The organism is Streptomyces sp. JLBJ103, from assembly GCF_058215575.1.
Genome location: NZ_CM177089.1, coordinates 2,921,033 through 2,945,806, shown reverse-complemented (window position 1 = coordinate 2,945,806; position 24,774 = coordinate 2,921,033). Strand labels below are relative to the sequence as shown.

Annotated in this window: 22 protein-coding genes; 14 read left to right on the top strand and 8 right to left on the bottom strand. The window is 70.7% G+C overall.

Annotated elements, in window-relative coordinates; all coding sequences use genetic code 11:
- Positions 1–100 precede the first annotated feature (100 nt).
- The 8 genes from AC4BEG_RS12645 (at position 101) to AC4BEG_RS12610 (ending at position 9,812) form a co-directional block, all read left to right on the top strand.
- The gene (locus AC4BEG_RS12645) at positions 101–571 is read left to right on the top strand and encodes a hypothetical protein (protein WP_490705989.1); all 471 of its coding nucleotides are present in this window, start codon (positions 101–103) and stop codon (positions 569–571) included.
- A gap of 95 nt (positions 572–666) precedes the next feature.
- The gene (locus tag AC4BEG_RS12640; protein WP_490705988.1) at positions 667–1,587 is read left to right on the top strand and encodes a TatD family hydrolase; all 921 of its coding nucleotides are present in this window, start codon (positions 667–669) and stop codon (positions 1,585–1,587) included.
- Between the two features lie 48 nt (positions 1,588–1,635).
- The gene (locus AC4BEG_RS12635) at positions 1,636–2,898 is read left to right on the top strand and encodes a resuscitation-promoting factor (RefSeq protein WP_490705987.1); all 1,263 of its coding nucleotides are present in this window, start codon (positions 1,636–1,638) and stop codon (positions 2,896–2,898) included.
- An 87-nt stretch (positions 2,899–2,985) separates the two neighbouring features.
- Positions 2,986–3,855, top strand: a complete 870-nt coding sequence (gene rsmA, locus AC4BEG_RS12630; protein ID WP_490705986.1) for a 16S rRNA (adenine(1518)-N(6)/adenine(1519)-N(6))-dimethyltransferase RsmA — start codon at positions 2,986–2,988, stop codon at positions 3,853–3,855.
- A gap of 144 nt (positions 3,856–3,999) precedes the next feature.
- Entirely contained in the window at positions 4,000–4,926 is a 927-nt protein-coding gene (locus AC4BEG_RS12625; protein WP_490705985.1) for a 4-(cytidine 5'-diphospho)-2-C-methyl-D-erythritol kinase, read from the top strand.
- 60 nt (positions 4,927–4,986) lie between these two features.
- Positions 4,987–6,804: an ABC-F family ATP-binding cassette domain-containing protein gene (locus AC4BEG_RS12620; RefSeq protein ID WP_490705984.1), complete on the top strand. Its 1,818-nt coding sequence runs from the start codon at positions 4,987–4,989 to the stop codon at positions 6,802–6,804.
- Between the two features lie 233 nt (positions 6,805–7,037).
- Entirely contained in the window at positions 7,038–8,879 is a 1,842-nt protein-coding gene (locus tag AC4BEG_RS12615; RefSeq protein WP_490705983.1) for a PQQ-binding-like beta-propeller repeat protein, read from the top strand.
- Positions 8,880–9,125: 246 nt separating this feature from the next.
- Complete coding sequence (locus AC4BEG_RS12610) at positions 9,126–9,812, top strand: response regulator transcription factor (protein ID WP_490705982.1); 687 nt, start codon at positions 9,126–9,128, stop codon at positions 9,810–9,812.
- A gap of 221 nt (positions 9,813–10,033) precedes the next feature.
- On the opposite strand, the gene AC4BEG_RS12605 is transcribed toward AC4BEG_RS12610, so the two are convergent.
- A complete protein-coding gene (locus AC4BEG_RS12605) occupies positions 10,034–10,357 on the bottom strand; it encodes a hypothetical protein (protein WP_490705981.1) in 324 nt (107 codons plus the stop codon).
- Between the two features lie 25 nt (positions 10,358–10,382).
- Positions 10,383–12,053: a sodium:solute symporter family protein gene (locus AC4BEG_RS12600; protein ID WP_490705980.1), complete on the bottom strand. Its 1,671-nt coding sequence runs from the start codon at positions 12,051–12,053 to the stop codon at positions 10,383–10,385.
- 180 nt (positions 12,054–12,233) lie between these two features.
- On the opposite strand from AC4BEG_RS12600, the gene galT reads away from it, so the two are divergent.
- The 4 genes from galT to AC4BEG_RS12580 all read left to right on the top strand — a co-directional run bounded on the left by galT (position 12,234) and on the right by AC4BEG_RS12580 (position 16,637).
- Positions 12,234–13,277, top strand: a complete 1,044-nt coding sequence (gene galT, locus AC4BEG_RS12595) for a galactose-1-phosphate uridylyltransferase (protein WP_490705979.1) — start codon at positions 12,234–12,236, stop codon at positions 13,275–13,277.
- Positions 13,274–14,251, top strand: a complete 978-nt coding sequence (gene galE, locus AC4BEG_RS12590) for a UDP-glucose 4-epimerase GalE (RefSeq protein WP_490705978.1) — start codon at positions 13,274–13,276, stop codon at positions 14,249–14,251. Before galT ends, galE begins: the two co-directional genes overlap by 4 nt.
- A complete protein-coding gene (galK, locus tag AC4BEG_RS12585) occupies positions 14,218–15,459 on the top strand; it encodes a galactokinase (protein ID WP_490705977.1) in 1,242 nt (413 codons plus the stop codon). Before galE ends, galK begins: the two co-directional genes overlap by 34 nt.
- Positions 15,460–15,815: 356 nt before the next feature.
- Positions 15,816–16,637, top strand: a complete 822-nt coding sequence (locus AC4BEG_RS12580; RefSeq protein WP_490705976.1) for a LuxR C-terminal-related transcriptional regulator — start codon at positions 15,816–15,818, stop codon at positions 16,635–16,637.
- Here the strand turns inward: AC4BEG_RS12580 and AC4BEG_RS12575 are convergent.
- Entirely contained in the window at positions 16,596–17,093 is a 498-nt protein-coding gene (locus AC4BEG_RS12575; protein ID WP_490705975.1) for a MarR family winged helix-turn-helix transcriptional regulator, read from the bottom strand. The two genes, AC4BEG_RS12580 and AC4BEG_RS12575, sit on opposite strands and share 42 nt — an antisense overlap.
- Positions 17,094–17,225: 132 nt before the next feature.
- Between AC4BEG_RS12575 and AC4BEG_RS12570 the strand changes: the two genes are divergently transcribed.
- Positions 17,226–18,053, top strand: coding sequence for a trans-aconitate 2-methyltransferase (locus AC4BEG_RS12570; RefSeq protein ID WP_490705974.1), 828 nt, complete (start codon positions 17,226–17,228; stop codon positions 18,051–18,053).
- 63 nt (positions 18,054–18,116) lie between these two features.
- Here the strand turns inward: AC4BEG_RS12570 and AC4BEG_RS12565 are convergent, their stop codons facing one another.
- Both AC4BEG_RS12565 and AC4BEG_RS12560 read right to left on the bottom strand, forming a co-directional pair.
- Positions 18,117–18,824 carry a TetR/AcrR family transcriptional regulator gene (locus AC4BEG_RS12565; protein WP_201876573.1) on the bottom strand — a complete coding sequence of 236 codons (708 nt, stop codon included), beginning with the start codon at positions 18,822–18,824 and terminating at the stop codon, positions 18,117–18,119.
- The gene (locus AC4BEG_RS12560) at positions 18,824–19,804 is read right to left on the bottom strand and encodes an acyl-CoA desaturase (protein WP_490705973.1); all 981 of its coding nucleotides are present in this window, start codon (positions 19,802–19,804) and stop codon (positions 18,824–18,826) included. The genes AC4BEG_RS12565 and AC4BEG_RS12560 overlap by 1 nt, the downstream gene beginning before the upstream one ends.
- A 246-nt stretch (positions 19,805–20,050) precedes the next feature.
- Between AC4BEG_RS12560 and ppc the strand changes: the two genes are divergently transcribed.
- Positions 20,051–22,771 (top strand): phosphoenolpyruvate carboxylase, encoded by a 2,721-nt coding sequence (gene ppc, locus AC4BEG_RS12555; protein WP_490705972.1) that lies wholly within the window; start codon positions 20,051–20,053, stop codon positions 22,769–22,771.
- Positions 22,772–22,851: 80 nt separating this feature from the next.
- Here ppc and AC4BEG_RS12550 read toward each other — a convergent pair whose 3' ends face one another.
- From AC4BEG_RS12550 to AC4BEG_RS12540, 3 genes are all read right to left on the bottom strand, one after another.
- Positions 22,852–23,382, bottom strand: a complete 531-nt coding sequence (locus AC4BEG_RS12550; protein ID WP_490705971.1) for a hypothetical protein — start codon at positions 23,380–23,382, stop codon at positions 22,852–22,854.
- Between the two features lie 68 nt (positions 23,383–23,450).
- Positions 23,451–24,044: an aminoacyl-tRNA hydrolase gene (gene pth, locus AC4BEG_RS12545; RefSeq protein ID WP_201876433.1), complete on the bottom strand. Its 594-nt coding sequence runs from the start codon at positions 24,042–24,044 to the stop codon at positions 23,451–23,453.
- A gap of 105 nt (positions 24,045–24,149) precedes the next feature.
- Positions 24,150–24,743: a 50S ribosomal protein L25/general stress protein Ctc gene (locus tag AC4BEG_RS12540; protein WP_490707072.1), complete on the bottom strand. Its 594-nt coding sequence runs from the start codon at positions 24,741–24,743 to the stop codon at positions 24,150–24,152.
- Positions 24,744–24,774 lie beyond the last annotated feature (31 nt).

Below are 24,774 nucleotides of genomic sequence, written 5' to 3'. Positions count from 1 at the left end.
CAGCTACTGCGGTATCGCGCGGAAAGGCGTCCACTGGTGTGGACGGCGCGGACGGGGTCCCAGCCCGGAACCCTTGTCCCGCGCGACAGGAGGAGCTGCCATGAGCGACATAGCGGGAACCTCGAACGGTGTTCAGCCGACAGCCCGCCTCCCCATCGGCCCCGTGGTCGGCGAAGTGGCCCACGAGGCCTATGCCTTCGCCTGTATGAAGTGTGGACACGGCTGGGAGCGGTCGTACGACATCGAGCACCACGTGGACGGCGAGGGTCGGGCCTTTGTGGTGTACTTCACCGACGGGGAGCCCGTCCGATCCCCGCTCACGAGCCCCGACTGCGTCAACTGCGGTGCGCACCTGGTGCGCATCATGCGCTCGGGACAGGTCTCCTCGGCCCTGGAGGGCGCGCGGCGCGGCCGCCGTGCCGCCTCGGGAGCGTCTGCGGTGTCCGGGGCGTCGGCGGTGTCCGGGGCGTCCGCGGCGCCGTCGGGGGACGAGGAGGACGACACCAGGCGCCGTAAGCACCACTGGCACCTGTCGGGTCTGCTGCACCCCTTTCAGCACCACCGCCCCTGATCCGGACCGCCCGGCGCTTATGAGCCCGTTACCGGACAACTGAGCGGCCGGACGCGATTCACCGCGCATTCACCGGCATTCATAGAATCGCGGTCATGGAGAAAACAGGACCGGCCCCCGGCGGTAGCGAGAAGGCGAACGGAGCACAAAAGGAAAAGAACGCTCCGCCACCGCTTCCCGAACCGCTGCGGGTGCCGGTTGCCGACTCCCACACCCACTTGGACATGCAGAGCGGCACGGTCGAGGAGGCCCTCGCGAAGGCCGCCTCCGTCGGAGTGACCACCGTCGTCCAGGTGGGCTGTGACATCGCCGGGTCCCGGTGGGCGGCCGAGACCGCCGCCGCCCACGAGAGCGTCTGGGCCACCGTCGCCCTGCACCCCAACGAGGCGCCCCGGATCGTGCTGGGCGACCCCGACGGCTGGTCCCGGCAGGGCGCGCGGGAGCCCGGCGGCGAGGCGGCGCTGGACGCCGCGCTCGCCGAGATAGACGCGCTGGCCGCGCTGGACCAGGTGCGCGGCATCGGCGAGACCGGCCTGGACTACTTCCGCACCGGTCCCGAGGGCATGGCCGCGCAGGAGCGCTCCTTCCGCCGCCACATCGGCATCGCCAAGGCGCACGGCAAGGCGCTGGTCATCCACGACCGGGACGCCCACGACGACGTGTTGCGGATCCTGGCGGAGGAGGGTACGCCCGAGACCGTCGTCTTCCACTGCTTCTCCGGCGACGCCGCCATGGCCGAGGTGTGCGCCGAACGCGGCTATTACCTGTCCTTCGCCGGGAATGTGACGTTCAAGAACGCCCAGCCGCTGCGGGACGCCCTCGCCGTCGCCCCGCTCGACCGGGTCCTCGTCGAGACGGACGCACCCTTTCTGACCCCCGCCCCGTACCGCGGACGGCCTAACGCTCCGTATTTGATTCCGATCACCCTGCGCGCCATGGCCGAGGTCAAGGGTGTCTCCGAGGACACGCTCGCAGCCGCCGTAGCAGCCAATACGTCCCGCGCCTTCGGTTACTGACCGCTCCCGGAACCCTCGCGACACCACGACACAGCGTGACCAGTTGGCTTGGGAGGGTCACGATCACCCGCTACAGTCCCGGATCCAACGCCCCATCCCCGGACGTTGTGGAGTGTTGTCGTGAGCCAAACGCAGGACAGCCACCCCGTCCCGGGCGGCCGCGCCGCCGCGCGCCGAGCCGCCCGGCGCCGACGCGTCGCCGACCGGTCCGACCCGATGCGGCGGCTGCTGCCGCAGGCGCTGGTGGTCGCCGCACTCGCCGGAGGCACCTCGGCCTTCGTAGCCCATGACAAGGCGGTGCAGCTCACCGTCGACGGTGAGCAGCGCACCCTGCACACCTACGCCGACGATGTCGGCGAGCTGCTGGCCGAGGAGAAGGTGCGGGTCGGCCGCCACGACATCGTGGCCCCCGCCCCCGGCGACAGCCTCGCCAGCGGCGACGAGGTGGCCGTCCGCTACGGCCGCCCGGTCACCCTCACCCTCGACGGCCGGCGCCGCCAGGTGTGGACCACCGAGGGCACCGTCGACGGCGCGCTGCGCCAGCTGGGGGTGCGCGCCGAGGGCGCCTTCCTCTCCGCCTCGCGCTCCGCCGGTATCTCCCGGCGCGGCCTCTCCCTGGACGTCCGCACCGAGCGCACCGTCACCTTCATGGCCGACGGGCGCGAGCACACCGTCCGCACCAACGTCGCGACCGTCGGCGAGGCGCTCAAGGCCGCCGGGCTCACCCTGCACGGCAAGGACACCACCTCCGTGCCCCCGGGCAGCTTCCCGCGCGACGGCCAGACGGTGACGGTGATGCGGATCACCGGTGGCAAGGAGTCACACGACACCCCCCTGCCCTACAACACCGTCCGGCGCAACGACCCCACCCTGGCCAGGGGCGCCGAGGTCGTGGCGCGCCAGGGCGAGCCGGGCTCCCTGCGCACCACCTATCGGGTGCGCAGCGTCAACGGCGTCCGCCAGCGGCCGCACAAGCTGGGTTCCGAGGTCGTCAAGGCGCCGGTGTCCAAGATCGTCCGGGTCGGCACCAAGACCCCGCCGCCCCCCGCGTCGTCGCCCGGCGGCGGCTCCGACGGGCTCAACTGGCGGGCGATGGCGCACTGCGAGTCCGGCGGCCGGGCCAACGCGGTCGACAGCAGCGGCCGCTACGGCGGGCTCTACCAGATGGACCAGCAGACCTGGCGGTCCGTCGGCGGCACCGGCAACCCCCAGGACGCGCCCGCCTCCGAGCAGACCTACCGGGCGAAGAAGCTGTATGTGCAGCGCGGCGCGAGCCCCTGGCCGAACTGCGGCAGCAGACTGCACCAGTGAGGCCCCGGGCCGGGCACCCCGTCGTCACGGAGTGCTCCGGCCCCGGAGGTGAACCGAGCCACAAGAAATTCAGCCTAAACTTCCCCGGTGAGCTCCACCGACCCCGACGTCCTGCTCGGCCCCGCCGACATCCGCGAACTCGCGGCCCGGCTCGGCGTGCGCCCTACCAAGCAGCGCGGCCAGAACTTCGTCATCGACGCCAACACGGTCCGGCGGATCGTGCGCACCGCCGGCGTACGGCCCGATGACGTGGTCGTCGAGATCGGCCCGGGGCTCGGCTCGCTGACCCTGGCCCTGCTGGAGGCCGCCGACCGGGTCACCGCGGTGGAGATCGACGATGTGCTGGCCGCCGCCCTGCCCGCCACCGTCGAAGCCCGGCTGCCCGGCCGCGCCGACCGTTTCACGCTGGTGCACCAGGACGCGCTGCGGGTCACCGAACTCCCCGGGCCCGCCCCCACCGCGCTGGTCGCCAACCTCCCGTACAACGTCGCGGTCCCGGTGCTGCTCCATATGCTCGCCCGGTTCCCGAGCATCGAGCGGACACTCGTCATGGTGCAGTCCGAGGTCGCCGACCGGCTCGCCGCGGCGCCGGGCTCCAAGGTCTACGGCGTCCCTTCGGTGAAGGCCGCCTGGTACGCGCGGGTCAAGCGCGCGGGCGCCATCGGGCGCAATGTGTTCTGGCCCGCGCCCAACGTCGACTCGGGGCTGGTCTCCCTGGAGCGCCGCCCGGAACCGCTCCGGACCACCGCGTCCCGGGAAGAGGTGTTCGCGGTCGTGGACGCGGCCTTCGCCCAGCGCCGCAAGACGCTGCGGGCGGCGCTCGCGGGCTGGGCCGGTTCGGCCGCCGCGGCCGAGGCGGCCCTGACGGCGGCCGGGATATCGCCCCAGGCCCGGGGAGAGGCGCTCACCGTCGAGGACTTCGCCGCCATCGCCGAGCACGGGCCCGCCTCCGGTTAGGGTCCCGCCCGTCGCCGGCGCGACAATGGCCTCACCCGCCGCCGAGTCAGCGGCACCCGTCGCTGTGCGGTTCCTTGTCCTGCCGACAGTGGCTTGTGTGCCCCGGAGGCGAACCGAGCCCCAAAAAGAGAGGAACCCGCACCCGTGACCCGCCCCGTGACCGCCCGCGTCCCCGCGAAGGTCAACGTCCAGCTCGCGGTCGGCGGCCTGCGCCCCGACGGCTTCCACGACCTGGCCAACGTCTTCCTGGCCGTGGGCCTCTACGACGAGGTCACCGCCACCCCCGCGGACTCCCTGCGGATCACCGTCTCCGGGGCCGACGCCGACCAGGTGCCGCGGGACCGCACCAACCTCGCCGCCCGAGCCGCGCTCGCCCTCGCCGAGCGGCACGGTGTCGACCCGGCCGTCCACCTCCACATCGCCAAGGACATCCCGGTCGCCGGGGGCATGGCGGGCGGCAGCGCGGACGCGGCCGGGGCGCTGCTCGCCTGTGACGCGCTGTGGGGCACCGGCGCCTCCCGCGAAGAGCTGCTGGCGATCTGCGCCGAGCTGGGCAGCGACGTCCCGTTCAGCCTGGTCGGCGGTGCCGCGCTGGGCCGGGGCCGCGGTGAGCTGCTCGACCCCCTGGAGACCGGCGCCGCCTTCCACTGGGTGTTCGCGGTCGCCGACGGCGGACTGTCCACCCCCGCCGTCTACCGTGAGTGCGACCGGCTCCGCGAGGCATCCGGTACCGGCGCCACCGTCGAGGACATCCCCGACCCCGAGCCCTCCCCGGCCCTCCTGGAGGCCCTGCGCACCGGGGACCCGGCCGCGCTCGCCGCCGCGGTCACCAACGATCTCCAGCCCGCGGCGCTGTCCCTGCGCCCCTCGCTCGCCGAGACCCTGCGCGCCGGAGCGGACGCCGGAGCGCTGGCCTCCCTCGTCTCCGGCTCCGGCCCGACCTGCGCCTTCCTCGCCAAGGACACCGAAGCCGCGGAAGCCGTGGCCGCCGGGCTGGCCGCCTCCGGCACCTGCCGCGCGGTGCGGACGGCGTCCGGTCCGGCGCCCGGTGCGACGGTACGGGCCGACTGAGCGGGCGGTCGCCCGCGGCGACTACCCTGGGACGTCGATCGATCCGCGTACAGGAGTGTGATGGCCACCAACCTGGTCAACGTCGAAGCCGTCGGCAAGGTGTACGGCACCCGTGCACTGCTCGACGGCATCTCCCTCGGAGTCAACGAGGGCGACCGGATCGGCGTCGTCGGCCGCAACGGCGACGGCAAGACCACTCTCATCCGGATCCTCGCCAAACTGGAGCCCGCCGACACCGGACGGGTCACCCACGCCGGGGACCTGCGGCTCGGTGTGCTCACCCAGCACGACTCGCTCGACCCCGCGGCCACCGTCCGCCATGAGGTGATCGGCGATCTCGCCGACCACGAGTGGGCGGGCGACGCCCGGATCCGGGATGTGCTCACCGGGCTGTTCGGCGGGCTGGACCTGCCCGCCTTCCCGCAGGGCCTGGACACCGTCATCGGCCCGCTCTCCGGCGGTGAGCGCCGCCGGATCGCGCTGGCCAAACTCCTCATCGCCGAACAGGGCATGATCGTCCTGGACGAGCCCACCAACCACCTCGACGTCGAGGGGATCTCCTGGCTGGCCGGTCATCTGCGGGCCCGCCGCTCGGCGTTGGTGGTCGTCACCCACGACCGCTGGTTCCTCGACCAGGTCTGCACCCGGATGTGGGACGTCCAGCGCGGTGCGGTCCACGAGTACGAGGGCGGCTACAGCGACTACGTCTTCGCCCGTGCCGAACGGGAGCGCATCGCCGCCACCGAGGAGGCCAAGCGGCAGAACCTGATGCGCAAGGAGCTGGCCTGGCTGCGCCGTGGCGCCCCGGCCCGCACCAGCAAGCCGCGCTTCCGGATCGAGGCGGCCAACGCGCTGATCGCCGATGTACCGCCGCCGCGCGACAGCGCCGAGCTGATGAAGTTCGCCAACTCCCGCCTCGGCAAGACCGTCTTCGACCTGGAGGACGTGACCGTCACCGCCGGGCCCAAGGTGCTGCTGCGCCATCTGACCTGGCAGTTGGGGCCGGGCGACCGGATCGGCCTGGTGGGTGTGAACGGCGCGGGCAAGACCTCGCTGCTGCGCGCCCTGGCCGAGGCGGCCCGTACCGAGGGGGAGACCCAGCCCGAGGCGGGCCGGATCGCGGTCGGCAAAACCGTCAAACTGGCCTACCTCTCCCAGGAAGTGGCCGAACTCGACCCCAACTGGCGGGTCCTGGAGGCCGTCGAGCAGGTGCGGCAGCGGGTGGACCTCGGCAAGGGCCGGGAGATGACCGCCTCCCAGCTGTGCGAGAAGTTCGGCTTCACCAAGGAGAAGCAGTGGACTCCGGTCGGTGATCTGTCCGGTGGCGAGCGGCGCCGTCTCCAGATCCTGCGGCTGCTGATGGACGAGCCCAATGTGCTCTTCCTCGACGAGCCCACCAACGACCTGGACATCGAGACCCTGACCCAGCTGGAGGACCTGCTCGACGGCTGGCCCGGATCGCTGGTGGTCATCAGCCACGACCGCTACTTCATCGAGCGCACCACCGACCGGGTGCTGGCGCTGCTGGGCGATGCCGCCCTGCGGATGCTGCCGCGCGGTGTGGACGAGTACCTGGAGCGGCGGCAGCGCGTCGTGGCCGCCGCTGCCCCGGCCGCGACCGCCCGGCAGAAGGCGGCCGAACAGCCCGCGGGCGGCCGTCCGTCCGCCGCCGAGCAGCGTGCCGCCAAGAAGGAGCTGCAACGGATCGAACGGCGTCTGGACCGCATCAGCGAGCAGGAGTCCGCCCTGCACGATGACATCGCCCAGAACGCCACAGACTTCACGAAGGTGGCCGAACTCGACGCCCAGCTAAGGGAGCTGACGGGGGAGCGCGAGGAGCTGGAAACCCGCTGGCTGGAGCTGGCCGAGGACGTCTGACGGACGGCGCGACGCGCGTCCCGCAACGGTCCCGTCACGGGCCGGTCTCAGCTGTTCTATGACGTGGAGACCGGCCAGGGTGATGTCGGCGGCGGGTGATACAAAGAACTCCCGCCTGCCTGCCGTTCACTGGCGGGTCTCATATCCGATTCGCTCCTTCCCGGAGGGTTTTGACCTCCGGGATCGCGGGGGAGGCCGGTCGGACCCTGGGTCCCGCGTAAGAAGGATTCCGCATGTCACAGCCGCCTCCGCCGCCCAACCAGCCGCCGCAGGGCGGCTTTGGAGCGCCGCAGAACCCCGGTTACGGCTATCCGCAGCAGCCGCCCGCCGCGCCCCAGCAGGGCCATGGCGCGCCGCAGGCACCGGGACAGCCGCCGCAGGGCCCGCCTCCGCCTCCGCCGGTGGCTCCGTCGGCCGCGCCGCAGACGCCTCCGCAGGGCGCCGGTGGTTATGGCTACCCGGGCCAGGGGCAGTCGGTGCACGCCCAGCCGACCCAGGTGGGCATGGCCTCGCCGTTCCAGTCCGGCCAGCAGCCGTTCCCGCCGGGTCAACAGCCGTTCCCGCCCGGCCAACAGCAGTACGGCTACCCGCCTCAGGGCCAGTACCCCGGTGCGCCGGTGCCGGGCCCCGGCGGTGGCGGCTCCAACCAGTCCAAGCAGCGCCTGATGATCATCGTGGCGGCCGTGGTCGCGGTCGCGCTGGTCATCGGCGGCGGCATCTGGTTCGCCACCAAGGACAAGGGCGACAACCAGGCCAAGGACGACGACAAGAAGAGCAGCCAGGGCAGCTCGAGCGGCAGTGACGGCGGCTCCTCGGGCGGGTTCGAGAAGAAGCCCGCGCCGAAGACGGTCGACGCCAAGCTGCTCAACAAGGTCCCGATGCCCACGGTCAAGGACCAGGTCACGGTCAAGGGCAGTTGGGTCACGGACGACACCTTTGTGAAGGTCGGTGCCTTCAAGGTCGTCGGCTACCCGCTGGACGGCGGCAAGCCGAAGTGGGAGATACCGCTGAGCGGTGCGGTGTGCTGGCCCTCGGACCACGTCACCGAGGACGGCCTGACCGCGGTGGTCTACCAGGACGCCAAGCCCTCCAAGAAGGACAAGTACGGAGGCGACTGCAACCAGGTCGGACTGCTCGACCTCAAGCAGGGCAAGTTGCGCTGGCACAAGAGCGTCGAGGGCGACTACAACAAGATGGACTTCGAAGAGGTGACCATCGGCGGCGGCACCGTGGCCGCCGGCGGCTACGACGGCGGGGTGGCCTGGTCCCTCGACGGCAAGCAGCTGTGGAAGCCCTCCGAGAGCGACGAGTGCGAGGACACCGGGTACGGCGGCGGCGAGAAGCTGGTCGCCGTGCGCAAGTGCGGTGACTACAACAACGAGCGGGTCGAGGTCCAGTCGCTGAACCCGAAGACGGGCGCGGTGAAGTCGACGTACAAGGTCTCCCCCGGTATCGAGTATGTGCATGTCGTCTCCACCGACCCGCTGGTGATCGGTCTGGACGCGGGGGACGACACCGGCAACTCGGTCTCCGACTTCCTGGCGATCGACGACAGCGGCAAGGCCGGCCAGGTCCGTGGCAAGATCAGCACGGACAACGGCAAGTACGACCCCGAGTGCGACTCCAGCAATGTCGAGGGCTGCCGGAAGATCGCCATCAGCAAGGCGACGGACACCCTCTTCATGCCGTCGGAGGCCCGCAGCTTCAGTTCCGATGGCCCCCGCAACGAGGTCGTCGCCTTCAGCATGAAGACCGGCAAGGCGATCGGGAAGAGCGACGGTGTCGACAAGGCCGCCATGACGCCGCTCGGCACCGACAAGGACGGCTATGTGATCGCGTACCAGGACGGCGGCTACTCCCAGGGCGGCGCGGTCTGGCGGATCGACCCCAAGTCGTACGAGAAGGACAAGCTGCTCCAGAACCCCACCGAGTCCGCCGAGACGGAGTCGGACTTCAGCGTCGACTCCGCGGAGTACCTCTTCGACGGTGAGCGGCTCCACATCTCCGATACCTACGCCAGGAAGCCCGCGAGCTATGACAACGGCCCCCTGAGCGTGACCTTCGGCGCGAGCTGACCCGCGCTCCGGCACACCTCCGGCGGCCCCGCCCGTACCCACCGTACGGGCGGGGCCGCCGTCGTACGCCCCGGCTTAGGCGCCCCGGCGCATGAACCGCTCGCATCGATCGGATTCGGACGCCGATCGGATGTCAAGTAGGCACGAATGGCCGGGATTTCGGCATTCCGGGGGGCTTCTTCCCGGTAGGGGGCGCGCGACGTCGAACAAGCGTGTAGCTTCCCCCTGGGCGAATGGGGGGAGCTCATGGGCGTGCGACTCATGGTGGTCGACGATCACCGTCTGCTCGCGGAGGCGCTCGCCTCGGCGTTGAAGCTGCGCGGGCACCGGGTGCTCGCCGCGGCCGCGCCGAGCGCGGGGGCGGCCGAGCTGGTGGTGAGCCGGGCACCGGAGGTGTGTCTGCTGGGCACGGCGACACCGGCCGAGCCGGGGGTGTTCGATCCGGTGGTGCGGATCAAGAAGGAGCGGCCGCAGGTCGCGGTGGTGGTGCTCGGCCCGGTGCCGAGCCCGCGCGGCATAGCGTCCGCGTTCGCGGCCGGGGCGTCCGGCTATGTGCGCCACGACGAGCGGATCGAGGGCGTGGAGCGCGCCATGATGAAGGCGCGGGCCGGAGAGGCGGCGGTGGCCCCGCAGCTGTTGCAAGGGGCGTTCGCGGAGTTGCTGAACCCCGCGGCCCAGCCCGACGACGAGGGCGCACGGCTGCTGCGGATGCTCACCCCGCGCGAGGTGGAGGTGCTGGTGCGGGTCGCGGAGGGCGAGGACACCCGGCTGATCGCGGCCGGGATGGGGATCGCGCCCAGTACCGCCCGCACCCATGTGCAGCGGGTGCTGATGAAGCTGGGCGTCGGATCGCGGCTGGAGGCGGCCGCGCTGGCGGCGCGTACGGGACTGCTGGAGCGGGCGGCGGCGCACCGGGCGTCGCCGCCCGTCTAGGCCCTGTCCGGTGGATCTCATCGGGCCCGCGACGCCTGGCACCGCGCCCCCGGCTAACGCTGGGAGGTGCCCCCGGCCGCGTTGTCGAAAGGCGCCCGAGTACGCCGCCCAGTACGAGGGCGATCCTCCTGCGATCCGCCCCAGCTACCGCTGGGAGGCGCCCCCTCACCAGACGCCGTGGGCTGCTCCTCAAAGATCCACCGGACAGGGCCTGGGGCCCGTCAGGCCGCTTCGTCCCCGGGCCGGGCCGGACCCGGCGGCGACTCGGGAGCGGGCTCCGGGGCGACCGCGGGCCGCAGCCACATCCAGAGCAGAAACAGCAGCCCCACGACCAGCATCGACAGCCCGGTCCACAGGTTGATGTTGATGTTCTGGGCCTTCTTCAGATCCGCGTCCGAGGCGGTGAACCCGGCGATCGTCACGATGATCCCGTAGATCACGAACAGACCGCCGATGATCCGCCGGACGTCGAACAGCCGGGCCGCGGTCGCCGACTTCTGCTCCAGTTCCTCGACCTGGTGCTGATACTCGTACTCGTCGCTCATGGCACGAACTCCTTTCCGGCCGGCGTCACAGGGAGAACGGGACGTAGCACAGGGCCGCGAGGACGATCGCGCCCCAGCCCAGCAGGGCGGGCTTGCGGTACCAGGCCTCGTCGCCCGCGGCCGGGGGTTCGGCCACCCCGGGCGAGGTGGTGCCGTAGACCAGCCCGGCCAGCGACTCCACCGGCTTGGGCGTGGTGAACAGCGAGACCCCGCCCATCACCACACCGCCGACGACGAACGCCACGATGGCGGAGACGAAGTTGGCCCCCTGATCGCTGGGGATCGAGATGACACCCTGCTTGTAGAACCAGAAGTAGTTGATCATCGCGGCCACGGTGCCGCTGAGCAGCCCCCAGAACCCGGCGGCGGCGGTGGCCCGCTTCCAGAACATGCCGATGATGAAGACGCAGAACAGCGGCACGTTGAAGAAGGAGAACAGGGTCTGGAGGTAGTTCATGATGTTGCTGAACGAGGAGGCGATGAACGCCGTCCCCATGCCGAACAGCACCCCGAAGGCGGTGACCACCCGTCCGGTCAGCAGGTAGTACTCGTCGGGGCGGCCCTTGCGGATGTAGGCGCCCCAGATGTCGTTGGTGAACACCGTGTTGAACGCCGAGACATTGGCCGCCATGCCCGCCATGAAGGCGGCCAGCAGACCGGTCACCGCCAGGCCCAGCACCCCGTTGGGCAGCAGATCGCGCATGAGCAGCGGGATCGCGTCGTTGTACTGCAACCCGCTCTTCTCACTTCCGATGCCGGGTTCGATGACCAGGGCGATCAGCCCGGGGACCACCACGATCAGCGGGATGAACATCTTGGGGAACGCGGCGATCAGCGGGGTGCGCTGGGCGGCCGAGAGGTTCTTGGCCGACAGGGCGCGCTGCACCTCGGCGAAGTTGGTCGTCCAGTAGCCGAAGCTCAGACAGAAGCCCAGACCCAGCACGATGGTCAGCCAGTTGGCGCCCAGCGGATTGGCGGAGCCGATGCCGGTGCCGCCCCAGGCCGAGGTGAAGTCGGCGCCGTGGGAGCTCTCGAGGGAGTCCTTCAGCCCGCCCCAGCCGCCGACCCGCTTGAGGCCGACGACGGTCAGCGGGATGAGGGCGGCGAGGATGACGAAGAACTGGAGCACCTCGTTGTAGATCGCCGAGGAGAGACCGCCCAGGGTGATGTAGGCCAGCACGAAGAGGCCCGCGACGACGACGGCCACCCACTGCGGCCAGCCCAGCAGGGCCTCCACCACGATCGCCATCGCGTACAGGTTGACTCCCGCGATCAGCACGGACGCGATGGAGAAGATCACCGAGCTGAGCAGATGCGAGGACTGCCCGTAGCGGTGCAGCAGGAACTCGGGGACGGACCGCACCTTCGATCCGTAGTAGAAGGGCATCATCACCAGGCCGAGGAAGACCATGGCCGGGATGGCGCCGACCCAGTACCAGTGCACGGTGTAGACGCCGTACTGCGCGCCGTTGGCCGCCATGCCCAGGATCTCCAGGGCGCCGAGGTTGGCGGCGACGAAGGCGAGTCCGGTGACCCAGGCGGGCAGCGACCGCCCGGAGAGGAAGAAGTCGAGGCTGGTCTTCACGCTCCGTCTGGCAGCGAACCCGACGCCGAGGACCACCGCGAAGTAGAGGATGAGGATCGTGTAGTCGAGTGCGTTGGTGGGGAGCCGTAGTCCCTCGGCCAGATAGTGCATGGGTGACTCGCTTCTTCTCGCTTCATTGCGTGAACGGAATGCACCACAAACGTGCGGTGAAGGTATCCGAATTCTCCAGCTTTGTCCGAGCACCTCCACTCTCCATTGACGTCTCTGTGCGCTTGTGGTTCATTATGTTGAGTTGTGTTGAGTGCCATGGCAAGGTGAGGAGCCGGCGGAGTGAAGAAGACGGCGACGCTGCTCGCGGACGGACGCGAGCTCATCTACTACGACGCGCACGGTGACGCGGTGCGCGACGCCGTCGACCTGCGGCCGCTGGACCCCATCGGCACCCGTTCCGAGATCCGCCACGACCCGCTGCTCGACGAGGACGTGGCCATCGCCTCGCACCGGCAGGGGCGCACCTACCATCCGCCCGCCGACGAGTGCCCGCTGTGCCCCTCCCGGGGCGGGCGGCGGAGCGAGATCCCCGCACCCGACTACGACGTGGTGGTCTTCGAGAACCGCTTCCCGTCGCTGGCGGGGGAGTCCGGCCGGTGCGAAGTGGTCTGCTTCACCTCGGACCACGACGCCTCCTTCGCCGATCTGTCCGTCGAGCGCGCCGCCCTGGTGCTCGACGTCTGGGCCGACCGCACCGCCGAGCTGGCCCAACTCCCCTCCGTCGAGCAGGTCTTCTGCTTCGAGAACCGCGGCAGGGAGATCGGCGTCACCCTCGGCCATCCGCACGGTCAGATCTACGGGTATCCCTTTGTGACCCCGCGTACTCGGCGGATGCTGGATTCCGTCGCCGCTCACCGTGAGCGGACCGGTCGGAATCTGTTCGACGATGTGCTGGCCGAGGAGCTGGCCCACGGAGAGCGGCTGGTGCTGGACGGCGAGCACTGGACCGCCTTCGTCCCCTATGCCGCCCACTGGCCGTACGAGGTGCACCTCTACCCGAAGCAGCGGGTCCCGGACCTCACCGAGCTGGACGACGCCGCACACAAAGAGTTTCCACAGGTGTATCTGGAACTCTTGCAGCGCTTCGACCGGATCTTCGGGGAGGATGAGCCGCCCACGCCGTACATCGCCGCCTGGCACCAGGCGCCGTTCAGCGCGGCGGACCGGCGGGATTTCGCTCTGCACCTCGAGCTTTTCACCATTCGCCGCACTTCCGGCAAGCTGAAGTTTCTCGCGGGTTCCGAATCCGGCATGAATGTGTTCATCAATGATGTGCCGCCGGAGGCCGCGGCCGAGCGACTGCGAGAGGTAGCGAGCAAGTGAGCAATGCGCAGCAGAAGAAGTACCTGGTCACCGGCGGTGCGGGCTATGTCGGCAGCGTGGTCGCGGCGCATCTGCTGGAGGCCGGCCACCAGGTGACCGTCCTGGACGATCTTTCCACCGGGCACCGCGAGGGCGTCCCCTTGGGGGCGGAGTTCATCGAGGGCCGTATCCAGGACGCGGCCAAGTGGCTCGACTCCTCCTTCGACGCGGTGCTGCACTTCGCCGCCTCCTCGCAGGTCGGCGAGTCCGTCGTCCGCCCCGAGAAGTACTGGGCGAACAATGTCGGCGGCACCACCGAACTGCTCGCCGCGATGCGTGACGCGGGGGTGCGCGCCCTCGTCTTCTCCTCCACCGCCGCCACCTACGGTGAGCCCGACGAGGTGCCGATCACCGAGGACGCGGTCACCGCGCCCACCAACCCCTACGGCGCCAGCAAGCTGGCCGTCGACCACATGATCAGTGGCGAGTGCGCGGCCCATGGCCTGGCCGCCGTCTCGCTGCGGTACTTCAATGTCGCGGGTGCCTACGGGGTGTACGGCGAGCGTCATGACCCCGAGACCCATCTGATCCCGCTGGTGCTCCAGGTCGCCCAGGGCCGCCGCGAGACGATCTCCGTCTTCGGCGATGACTACCCGACCCCCGACGGCACGTGTGTACGTGACTACATCCATGTCGCCGACCTGGCCGAGGCCCATCTGCTGGCGCTGGACGCCGCGGCCTCCGGTGAGCATCTGATCTGCAACCTCGGCAACGGCAACGGCTTCTCCGTCCGTGAGGTCATCGAGACCGTGCGCCGGGTCACCGGCCACCCCGTCCCCGAGACCGTGGCGCCCCGTCGCGGCGGCGACCCGGCGGTCCTGGTGGCCTCTGCCGAGCGCGCCAAGGAGCGTCTGGGCTGGCGCCCGAGCCGTACCGACCTGGCCGGAATCGTGGCGGACGCATGGGAGTTCGCACAGCGGAGGGAGAGCGAGTGACCGACAGTGACAGGGCGTGGCAGGCGGCGGACCGGTTCCGCGAGGTCTACGGAACCGATCCCGCCGGGGTGTGGGCGGCGCCGGGGCGGGTCAATCTGATCGGTGAACACACCGATTACAACGACGGCTTCGTCATGCCGCTCGCGCTGCCCCACACCTGCCTGGCCGCCGCCGCCCCGCGCCGTGACGGTGTGCTGCGGGTGCACTCCGGGGACGCGCCGGGCGGCACCGTCGAACTGCGCGTCGCCGACCTGGCACCGGCCGTGACCAGCGGGGCGGGCGGGGACCGCGGCGGCTGGGCGGCCTATCCGGCGGGTGTGGTCTGGGCGCTGACCGGGGCCGGGCTGCTTCCGGACTCCGACGACGGCCCGGCGGGGGCGGATCTGTACTTCACCTCCACCGTGCCCACCGGCGCCGGGCTCTCCTCGTCCGCCGCGCTGGAGGTCGTCACCGCGCTGGCGCTGAACGACCTGTACGAGCTGGGCCTTGAGCCGGGGGAGATCGCCCGGCTGTGCCAGCGCGCGGAGAACGACTTCGTGGGCGTCCCCTGCGGGATCATGGACCAGACCGCGTCCGCCTGCTGCACCCAGGGCCATGCGCTCTTCCTCGACGCCCGGGATCTGACGCGCCGCCAGGTGCCGTTCGACCTGGCGGCGGAGGGGCTGCGGCTGCTGGTGGTGGACACCCGGGTCACCCATGAGCTGGGTGACGGCGCCTACGCCGCCCGGCGCGCCGCGTGCGAGGCGGCCGCGCGGGAGCTCGGGGTGCGGGCGCTGCGCGATGTGCGGATCGAGGACCTGGACGCGGCGCTCGCCCGGCTCGCCGGGGCGGGCCAGGGCGACAGTGTGCTGCGGCGGGTCCGCCATGTGGTGACCGAGAACCGCCGGGTGGAGGAGGTCGTCGCACGGCTCGACGCGGGGGACGTCCGCGCCATCGGGCCGGTGCTGACCGACGGGCACGCCTCCTGCCGCGACGACTTCGAGATCTCCTGTGCCGAGCTGGACCTCGTCGTGACGTCCGCGAACGAGGCGGGTGCGCTGGGGGCGCGGATGACCGGCGGCGGCTTCGGCGGTTCGGCGATCGTCCTCGTCGAGGAGGTAGCCGCGGAGACCGTGGGCAAAGCGGTCATGGAGGCGTTCGCCGGGGCCGGATACGCGGAGCCGCGGATCTTCACCGCCATGCCGAGCGCGGGGGCACGGCGCCTGTAGGGCCCGTCTCCACAGGGGCCCCAGCCCGATGCCCTCGGCCACTCCTCGATCAGATTTCGCCGTTCTGCGCCGACGTACTCCACAAGACCGAACACAAAACTCACAGTAAACGAGTGAGGACGGACAGTTTCGCGAAACGGCCCCGGATCGTGGGTCCCGGCCTTACGCTGAGCACAGCACCGGTGGGGGCCGGTGCTTCATCAGGGGGCGAGACAGTACAGGTACGACGCCCGGGGTGGGGTAGTGATGACGGCGTGGCGGCGGCCGCGCGGATTGCGATGACCCCGTGCCGGGCGCCGTACCCGCACTGATGCTCGGTGCAGTCCGGGAAGTATCCGGCGATGTGGGGGGTGTCCGTGGCACGTATTCGGGTTCTCGTGGTCGACGACCATCGCATCTTCGCCGAGTCGCTGGCCGCCGCCCTCGCGGCGGAGCAGGACGTGGACGTGGCGGCGGCGGGGAGCGGTCCGGCGGCGCTGCGCTGTCTGGAGCGGGGCGCCGCGGAGGGGCGCCGTTTTGATGTCCTTCTGGTCGACGCCGATCTGGGCACCGCGGTCGGCGACAGTGTGCCCGTGCCGCTGCCCGCGCAGCCCGACACGGCGTACGGCGGGGCGCGGCCACCGGGCCAGGGCGGGCCTGCGCGTCCGGTCAACGGCCGGGCGGCGGACGGGATTTCCCTGGTCGGCGGGGTCCGCACCGCCCAGCCGGGGGTGCGCACCGTGGTGCTCGCCGAGCGGGACGACCCGCGCCGGGCGGCCGCCGCGCTCCAGGCCGGGGCATGTGGCTGGGTCGCCAAGGACTGCTCGCTGGTCCGGCTGCTCGCGGTGATCCGGGGGGTGCTGCGGGACGAGACCCATCTGCCGCCCGCTCTGCTCACCGGTGTTCTGCGGGAGTTGACGGCCGCGCGCAAGCACCGCACCGAGAGCGAGCGCCTGGTGGAGTCGCTGACCCCGCGTGAGCGCGAGGTGCTGCGCTGCATGGTGGCCGGGCTCGGCCGCAAGGCGGTCGCCGAGCGGCTCTTCCTCTCCCCGCACACCGTCCGCACCCATATGCAGAATGTGCTGGGCAAGCTGGGGGTGCACTCCACTCTGGCGGCGGTGGCGCTGGCCCGGCGGGCCGGGGTCGGTCCGGCCGACCTAGCCGGGGAAATTGTCGAAAGGGGCGGTCAGCTGGCGTAGCAGCGCCGCCAGTTCCGCGCGCTGGGTCTGCGAGAGCTCGGCGAGGATGGCGTGCTCCTGGTCCAGCAGCCCGGCGAGTGCCTGGTCCGCGCGGTCCCGTCCCTCGGCGGTGAGCCGGACGAGCACTCCGCGCCGGTCGCTGGGGTCGGGCTCCCGCTGCACCAGGCCCTTTTTGGCGAGCCGGTCGATCCGGTTGGTCATGGTGCCCGAGGTCACCAGGGTCTGGGTGAGCAGCTGGCCGGGGGAGAGCTGATAGGGGTCCCCGGCTCGGCGCAGCGAGGTCAGGACGTCGAACTCCCAGGGCTCCAACTGATGCTCGGCGAAGGCGATCCGCCGTGCCCGGTCCAGATGGCGGGCGAGCCGGCTGACCCGGCTGAGCACTTCGAGCGGTTTCACATCGAGGTCGGGGCGCTCCCGCCGCCACGCCGCGACCAGCCGATCGACCTCGTCCTCCATGGCGATCAGTGTAGTAGGTCTGTCGACATGAAGTCTCTTGACATCAAGAGATAATCTGGAGCACGGTGAGGGCGCCCGGAAGCGCGATCACAACGTCCCGACCCGACCGTACCCGCAGGGGGCTTGACGACCATGACCACCGCACCCAACTGGGACCCCCAGCAGTATCTGCGGCACTCCGGCTACCGCACCCGGCCCTTCCTCGACCTGCTGGCCCGGGTCCCCCGGCTGCCCGCCGCCGGCTCCGGCCGTCCGCCCCGGATCGCCGACCTCGGCTGCGGCCCCGGCAATGTCACCGTGCTGCTCCTCGACCGCTGGCCCGACGCCGAGGTCACCGGCCTGGACAACTCCGCAGAGATGCTGGACGCCGCCCGTCCGCTGGCCGGTCCCACCACCGGCGGCGGCCATCTGGACTTCCGCTCCGCCGACATCCTGAGCTGGGCCCCCGACGAGACCTACGACCTGATCGTCTCCAACGCCGCGCTCCAGTGGGTGCCCGGCCACGCCGACGCCTTCCCGACCTGGCTGGCCGCCCTGCGCCCCGGCGGCTCCCTCGCCTTCCAGATTCCCGGCAACTTCACCGCGCCCAGCCACACCCTGATGCGCGAGCTGTGCGAATCGCCCCGCTGGCGCGACCGGCTCGGCGAAGTGCTGCGCCACCGCGACGCGGTTCTGGACCCGGTCGGCTATCTGGACCGGCTGGCCGGGCTCGGCTGCGAGGTCGACAGCTGGGAGACCACCTACATCCAGACCCTCACCGGCACCGACCCCGTCCTGGACTGGGTCAAGGGCACCGGACTGCGCCCCGTGCTCACCGCGCTGGCGGACGACCCGCGGGCGCGCGAGGAGTTCATCGCGGAGTACCGCGAGCGGCTGCGCGAGGCGTACCCGCCGCGGCCGTACGGCACGCCCTTCCCCTTCCGCCGCATCTTCGTGGTCGCCCGTAAGAGGGAGAAGTGACCGCCGTGGAGCCCAACGACTGACCCTTCGGCCGGAACGGGGGTCCGGCCGAAGGGTCTCAGGTCAGTTCTTGCGGTGGCCTATCAGCCGGGGCTTGGGCTCCAGACCGTCGAGACCGTGCCAGGCCAGATTCACCAGATGGGCCGCCACCTCGGCCTTCTTCGGCTTGCGGACGTCCAGCCACCACTGGCCGGTCAGCGCGACCATGCCCACCAGGGCCTGGGCGTACAGCGGGGCCAGCTTGGCGTCGAAGCCGCGCGCCTTGAACTCCAGCCCGAGGATGTCCTCCACCTGGGTGGCGATATCGCTGATCAGCGAGGCGAAGGTGCCCGTCGACTGAGCCACGGGGGAGTCGCGCACCAGGATCCGGAAGCCGTCGGTGTACGCCTCGATGTAGTCGAGGAGCGCGAACGCGGCCTGCTCCAGCAGCTCGCGGGGGTGGCCCGCGGTCAGTGCTCCGGTCACCATGTCCAGCAGCTGGCGCATCTCGCGGTCCACCACGACCGCGTACAGCCCCTCCTTGCCACCGAAGTGCTCGTAGACCACCGGCTTGGAGACCCCGGCCTTGGCCGCGATCTCCTCCACCGATGTGCCCTCGAAGCCCCGCTCGGCGAAGAGTGTGCGACCGATGTCCAGCAGTTGCTCCCGGCGCTCCTTGCCGGTCATCCGGACCCGGCGGGTACGCCGAGTCCCGGAGCCGGAGTGCCGGGCGGCCCTGGCGGGCCGGTCCCTGTTGCCGCTGGTATTACTATCGGTCGCCACAGGCTCCATCATGCCGCTCCGACGGACTCCTCTTTACGCCGGGAGTCGATACGGGCCTCGTTGGGCCACCGGACGTCATACGCCCAGCCCGCCTTCTCGAACCAGCGGATGATCCGGGCGCTGGAGTCCAGCTGGCCCTTCATCACCCCGTGCCGGGCACAGGTCGGGTCCGCGTGGTGCAGGTTGTGCCACGACTCACCGCACGAGAGCACCGCGAGCCACCACACATTGCCGGAGCGGTCACGCGACTTGAACGGGCGCTTGCCCACCGCGTGGCAGATCGAGTTGATCGACCAGGTGACATGGTGCAGCAATGCCACCCGGACGAGCGACCCCCAGAAGAACGCGGTCACCGCGCCCTGCCACGACCAGGTCACCAGACCGCCGATCAGCGGCGGCAGCAGCAGCGAGACCACGGTCCACAGGACGAACTGCCGGGAGACCGCACGAACGGTGTTGTCCTTGATCAGATCCGGTGCGTACTTGTACTGCGGAGTCTGCTCCTGATCGAACATCCAGCCGATATGTGCCCACCACAACCCCTTCAGCAGGGCCGGGACCGTCTCGCCGTACCGCCACGGAGAGTGAGGGTCACCCTCGGCGTCGGAGAACTTGTGGTGCTTGCGGTGGTCGGCCACCCAGCGCACCAGCGGCCCCTCCACCGCCAGCGACCCGGCGATGGCCAGCGCGATCCGCAGCGGGCGCTTGGCCTTGAACGAGCCATGGGTGAAGTAGCGGTGGAAGCCGATGGTGATGCCGTGGCAGCCGATGTAGTACATGGCCACCATCAGTCCCAGGTCCAGCCAGCTCACCCCCCAGCCCCAGGCCAGGGGAATGGCGGCGAGCAGTGCGATGAACGGGACGGTGATGAACAGCAGCAGGGTGAGCTGTTCGATGGAACCTTTGCTGTCCCCGCCGAGCGTGGCGGAGGGAAGTGGCGTTTCCTGGGCCTTCGGCGCGTCGTGGACCACGTCGGGGCTTGCAGTCATGGGATCCCTCGTGGGGCTCGGGGGCTGGGCTACGGATCCGTAACCTACGGCGACGTAAGTATGGCAGGGCCACGAAGCGGGGCAAGAGGGCTCTGGTCCCTCTCAGGTGTGCGCCGCATATCCTGGGGTGCGTCGGACAGCGCGGTCCGCACCTGGCCGAAAGCATGGGGGCCATGGCCCGCGGTCCCGCCGCGCAGGCGCTTTGCCCCGCTTGAGAACCCCGTTCGCTGCAAGGAGCCCGCACCTGTGAGCAGTGCCGACCACACCAATGCCGCTCTTCGCGCCGATATCCGCCGACTGGGCGATCTGCTCGGCGAAACCCTCGTCCGCCAGGAGGGCCCCGACCTTCTCGACCTCGTCGAGCGCGTCCGCGCCCTCACCCGCAGTGACGGAGAGGCCGCCGCGGAGCTGCTCGGCTCGACCGACCTCCAGACCGCGGCCAAGCTGGTACGGGCGTTCTCCACCTACTTCCATCTGGCGAACGTCACCGAGCAGGTGCACCGCGGCCGTGAGCTGCGCGCCCGCCGCGACGCCGAGGGCGGAATCCTCGCCCGCACCGTCGATCAGCTCAAGGACGCCGACCCCGAGCACGTCCGGCACACCGTCGAGCGGCTGAACGTACGCCCGGTGTTCACCGCGCACCCCACCGAGGCCGCCCGGCGCACCGTCCTCAACAAGCTCCGCCGGATCGCCGAGCTTCTCGACGCGCTCGCCGCCGGGGGCGAGGAGCGCCGCACCGATCTGCGCCTCGCCGAGAACATCGACCTGCTCTGGCAGACCGATGAGCTGCGGGTGGCCCGCCCCGAGCCCGCCGACGAGGCCCGCAACGCCATCTACTACCTCGACGAACTGCACGCCCACGCCGTCGGCGACGTTCTGGAGGACCTCAGCGCCGAGCTCGAACGCGTCGGCCTGGAGCTGCCCGCCACCACCCGCCCCCTGACCTTCGGCACCTGGATCGGCGGCGACCGCGACGGCAACCCCAACGTCACCCCCGAGGTCACCCGTGAGGTGCTGATCCTCCAGCACGAGCACGGCATCACCGACGCGCTGGAGATCATCGACGATCTGCGCGCCGCCCTCTCCAGCTCCATCCGCAACTCCGACGCCTCCGAGGAACTGCTCGACTCCCTCCAGCGCGACCTGGAACTCCTCCCGGAGATCAGCCCCCGCTACAAGCGGCTCAACGCCGAGGAGCCCTACCGGCTCAAGGCCACGTGCATGCGGCAGAAGCTGATCAACACCCGTGAGCGGCTCGCCTCCGACACTCCCCACCAGCCCGGCCGCGACTACCTCGGCACCGCCGAGCTGCTCGCCGACCTCCACCTCATCCAGGACTCGCTGCGCGCCCACCGGGGGCGGCTGATCGCCGACGGTCAGCTCGAGCGCGCCATCCGCACGCTGGCCGCCTTCGGCCTCCAGCTCGCCACCATGGACGTCCGGGAACACGCCGACGCCCACCACCACGCGCTCGGCCAGCTCTTCGACCGGCTCGGCGAGGAGTCCTGGCGCTACGCCGACATGCCGCGCGACTACCGGCGCAAGCTGCTGGCCAAGGAGCTGCGCTCACGCCGTCCGCTCGCCCCGTCCCCGGCCCCGCTGGACGCCGCCGGGGCCAAGACCCTCGGCGTCTTCCGCACCATCCGGGATTCCTTCGAGCGGTTCGGCCCGGAGATCGTCGAGTCCTACATCATCTCCATGTGCCAGGGCTCCGACGATGTCTTCGCCGCCGCCGTCCTCGCCCGTGAGGCCGGGCTGATCGATCTGCACGCGGGCTGGGCCAAGATCGGCATCGTGCCGCTCCTGGAGACCACCGACGAGCTGAGGATCGCCGACACACTGCTCGACGAGATGCTCGCCGACCCCTCCTACCGGCGGCTGGTCGCCCTCCGCGGCGATGTCCAGGAGGTCATGCTCGGCTACTCCGACTCCTCGAAGTTCGGCGGCATCACCACCTCCCAATGGGAGATTCACCGGGCCCAGCGGCTGCTGCGTGACGTCGCCCACCGGCACGGTGTACGGCTGCGTCTCTTCCACGGCCGCGGCGGCACCGTCGGCCGGGGCGGCGGCCCCACCCACGACGCCATCCTCGCCCAGCCCTGGGGCACCCTCGAGGGCGAGATCAAGGTGACCGAGCAGGGCGAGGTCATCTCCGACAAGTACCTCGTCCCCTCCCTCGCCCGGGAGAACCTGGAGCTCACCGTCGCGGCCACGCTCCAGGCGTCCGCCCTGCACACCGCCCCCCGGCAGTCGGACGAGGCGCTCACCCGCTGGGACGCGACGATGGACACCGTCTCCGAGGCCGCCCACGCCGCGTACCGCAGGCTGGTCGAGGACCCCGATCTGCCCGCCTACTTCTTCGCCTCCACCCCCGTGGACCAGCTCGCCGAACTCCACCTGGGCTCCCGGCCCTCCCGCCGCCCCGACTCGGGCGCGGGACTGGACGGACTGCGCGCCATCCCGTGGGTGTTCGGCTGGACCCAGTCCCGGCAGATCGTGCCCGGCTGGTTCGGGGTGGGCTCCGGGCTCAAGGCCGCCCGTGACGCCGGACTCGACAGCGGCCTCGACGAGATGCACCAGCACTGGCACTTCTTCCGCAACTTCCTGTCCAACGTGGAGATGACCCTCGCCAAGACGGATCTGCGGATCGCCCGCCACTACGTCGACACCCTGGTGCCCGACGAGCTGAAGCATGTCTTCGACACCATCGTGGCCGAGCACGAGCTGACCGTGCGCGAGGTGCTGCGGATCACCGGCGGGACCGAACTCCTGGACTCCAACCCGGTGCTGAAGCAGACCTTCCATGTCCGGGACGCCTATCTCGACCCGATCTCCTACCTCCAGGTGTCGCTGCTGCACCGGCAGCGCACCGCCCGCGAGCGCGGTGCGGAAGCCGATCCGCTGCTCGCCCGCGCCCTGCTGCTCACCGTCAACGGTGTGGCGGCGGGTCTGCGCAACACCGGCTGACGCCTGATACACACACAGCGGGCGGGGCCACCCTCATGAGGGTGGCCCCGCCCGCTGTTCGTGCCGTTCAGGCGCGCGCGTCAGAAGGTGAGCGCGGCGTACGAGGCGCCGAGCAGGGCCGCGCCCAGCAGCCCCATCACCCATGCCGTACGCCGCAGCCGCATACCGCCCGCCACCAGCAGCGAGGCCAGCAGCAGCGAACCACCGAACGGCACCCAGGCGTGCAGCACCCCCGCCGGACCGGTGCGGACGCCCTCCTTCGTGCCCGGTTTGAGCGCCACCGCCACCACGTCGCCCGACCCGTCGGTGACCGCCTTGTCGATCTTGATCCGGCCGTGCTTCTCACCGCCGCCCCGGGCGGACGCGAAGGGGCCGGTGCACCAGTCCTCGCCACAGTCGGAGACCGTGATCACGCCCTGCTCAAGGCCCTTGGTGAGCATGGCCGGACGGGCGTCACTCCAGGACGACCACACCCCGGCGACCAGCAGGAACAGCGCGATCAGCGCCGCCGCCGCGCTCTTCGCGATCAGCAGCAGCCCATACGCGCTCTCGCGGGCACGCCGGGTGCGGCTGCGCTTGGCGGTCACAGTGGTCACACCGGTGGAAGCCATGGCGGCGATCCTGGCCATGACAGGTCCCGGGGTCAACCTCGGTGAAGAAACGGGCGAACGGCCCTTTGTCAGGAGTTGTACGTGGACTGCGCGCGCTCCAGACCGTCCACGATCAGCGTCTCCACCGCATCGGCCGCGCGGTCCACGAAATAGTCCAACTCCCTGCGCTCAGCAGAGGAAAAGTCCTTCAGGACGAACGCCGCGACATCCATCCGGCCGGGCGGACGGCCGATTCCGAAGCGCGCCCGGAAGTAGTCAGGGCCCAGCGATTTGGTGATCGACTTCAGCCCGTTGTGGCCATTGTCACCACCGCCGAGCTTCAGGCGCAGCGCCCCGTAGTCGATGTCCAATTCGTCATGGACCGCCACGACATGACCCACCGGCACCTTGTAGAAGTCGCGCAGCGCGGTGGTCGGCCCGCCCGAGAGATTCATGAACGACATCGGTTTGGCGACGACAACCCGGCGGCTTCCCGGACCGGGCGGGCCGATCCGCCCCTCGACGACCTGGGCCCGCGACTTGTGCGCCTTGAACCGGGCGCCCATCCGCTCGGCCAGCAGATCGGCCACCATGAAGCCGACGTTGTGGCGGTTGGCGGCGTACTCGCCCCCGGGGTTGCCGAGACCCACCACCAGCCAGGGGCTCGTGTCGTCCGTCGTCATGCTTGTGTCTCCTGGAGGGACGGCCGCCGTCCCTCCCGCCGCACCGGGACACGGGGCGGCAGGGCGGAACGGCGGCCGGAGAAAAGGAAGGGAGGAAGCCGGAGCTTACGCCTCTTCGCCCTCGGTCTCCTCGGCCTCCTCGGCGGGAGCCTCGGCCTGGGCGGCGACCACGTGCAGCACCGGGGCGTCGTCCTCGACGGCGAGGGTGGTCCCGGCCGGCAGCGTGATGTCCTTGGCGTGGATGGTGGCACCCGCGTCCAGGCCCTCGATGGAGATGGTGACACCCTCGGGGATGTGGGTGGCCTCGGTCTCGACCGGCAGCGCGTTCAGCACGTGCTCGAGCAGGTTGCCGCCCGGGGCCAGCTCGCCCTCGGTGAGGATCGGCACCTCGACGGTGACCTTCTCGCCCTTCTTCACCAGCAGCAGGTCGATGTGCTCAAGGATGCCGATCTTGATGGGGTGGCGCTGCACGGCCTTGGGGATGACCAGCTCGCTCTTGCCGCCCTCGATGTCCAGGCGGATCAGCACGTTCGGGGTCTTCAGCGCCATCAGCAGGTCGTGGCCCGGCAGGGTCACATGCAGCGGCTCGGCGCCGTGGCCGTAGATGACACCGGGGACGCGGCCGGCGACGCGGGTGCGGCGGGCCGCACCCTTGCCGAACTCGGTACGGGGCTGAGCGGAGATCTTGACCTCGGCCATGGGGCACTCCTCGTAGATCGTGTCCTGATAT

Coding starts and splice junctions, on each gene's coding strand:
- AC4BEG_RS12640 (WP_490705988.1), top strand. CDS start 667: ATGGAGAAAACAGGACCGGCCCCCGGCGGTAGCGAGAAGGCGAACGGA.
- AC4BEG_RS12605 (WP_490705981.1), bottom strand. CDS start 10,357: ATGAGCGACGAGTACGAGTATCAGCACCAGGTCGAGGAACTGGAGCAG.
- AC4BEG_RS12550 (WP_490705971.1), bottom strand. CDS start 23,382: ATGGCTTCCACCGGTGTGACCACTGTGACCGCCAAGCGCAGCCGCACC.
- AC4BEG_RS12565 (WP_201876573.1), bottom strand. CDS start 18,824: ATGGAGCCTGTGGCGACCGATAGTAATACCAGCGGCAACAGGGACCGG.
- AC4BEG_RS12600 (WP_490705980.1), bottom strand. CDS start 12,053: ATGCACTATCTGGCCGAGGGACTACGGCTCCCCACCAACGCACTCGAC.
- AC4BEG_RS12610 (WP_490705982.1), top strand. CDS start 9,126: ATGGGCGTGCGACTCATGGTGGTCGACGATCACCGTCTGCTCGCGGAG.
- AC4BEG_RS12645 (WP_490705989.1), top strand. CDS start 101: ATGAGCGACATAGCGGGAACCTCGAACGGTGTTCAGCCGACAGCCCGC.
- AC4BEG_RS12575 (WP_490705975.1), bottom strand. CDS start 17,093: ATGGAGGACGAGGTCGATCGGCTGGTCGCGGCGTGGCGGCGGGAGCGC.
- AC4BEG_RS12540 (WP_490707072.1), bottom strand. CDS start 24,743: ATGGCCGAGGTCAAGATCTCCGCTCAGCCCCGTACCGAGTTCGGCAAG.
- AC4BEG_RS12560 (WP_490705973.1), bottom strand. CDS start 19,804: ATGACTGCAAGCCCCGACGTGGTCCACGACGCGCCGAAGGCCCAGGAA.
- galK (WP_490705977.1), top strand. CDS start 14,218: ATGGGAGTTCGCACAGCGGAGGGAGAGCGAGTGACCGACAGTGACAGG.
- AC4BEG_RS12570 (WP_490705974.1), top strand. CDS start 17,226: ATGACCACCGCACCCAACTGGGACCCCCAGCAGTATCTGCGGCACTCC.
- AC4BEG_RS12615 (WP_490705983.1), top strand. CDS start 7,038: ATGTCACAGCCGCCTCCGCCGCCCAACCAGCCGCCGCAGGGCGGCTTT.
- AC4BEG_RS12620 (WP_490705984.1), top strand. CDS start 4,987: ATGGCCACCAACCTGGTCAACGTCGAAGCCGTCGGCAAGGTGTACGGC.
- pth (WP_201876433.1), bottom strand. CDS start 24,044: ATGACGACGGACGACACGAGCCCCTGGCTGGTGGTGGGTCTCGGCAAC.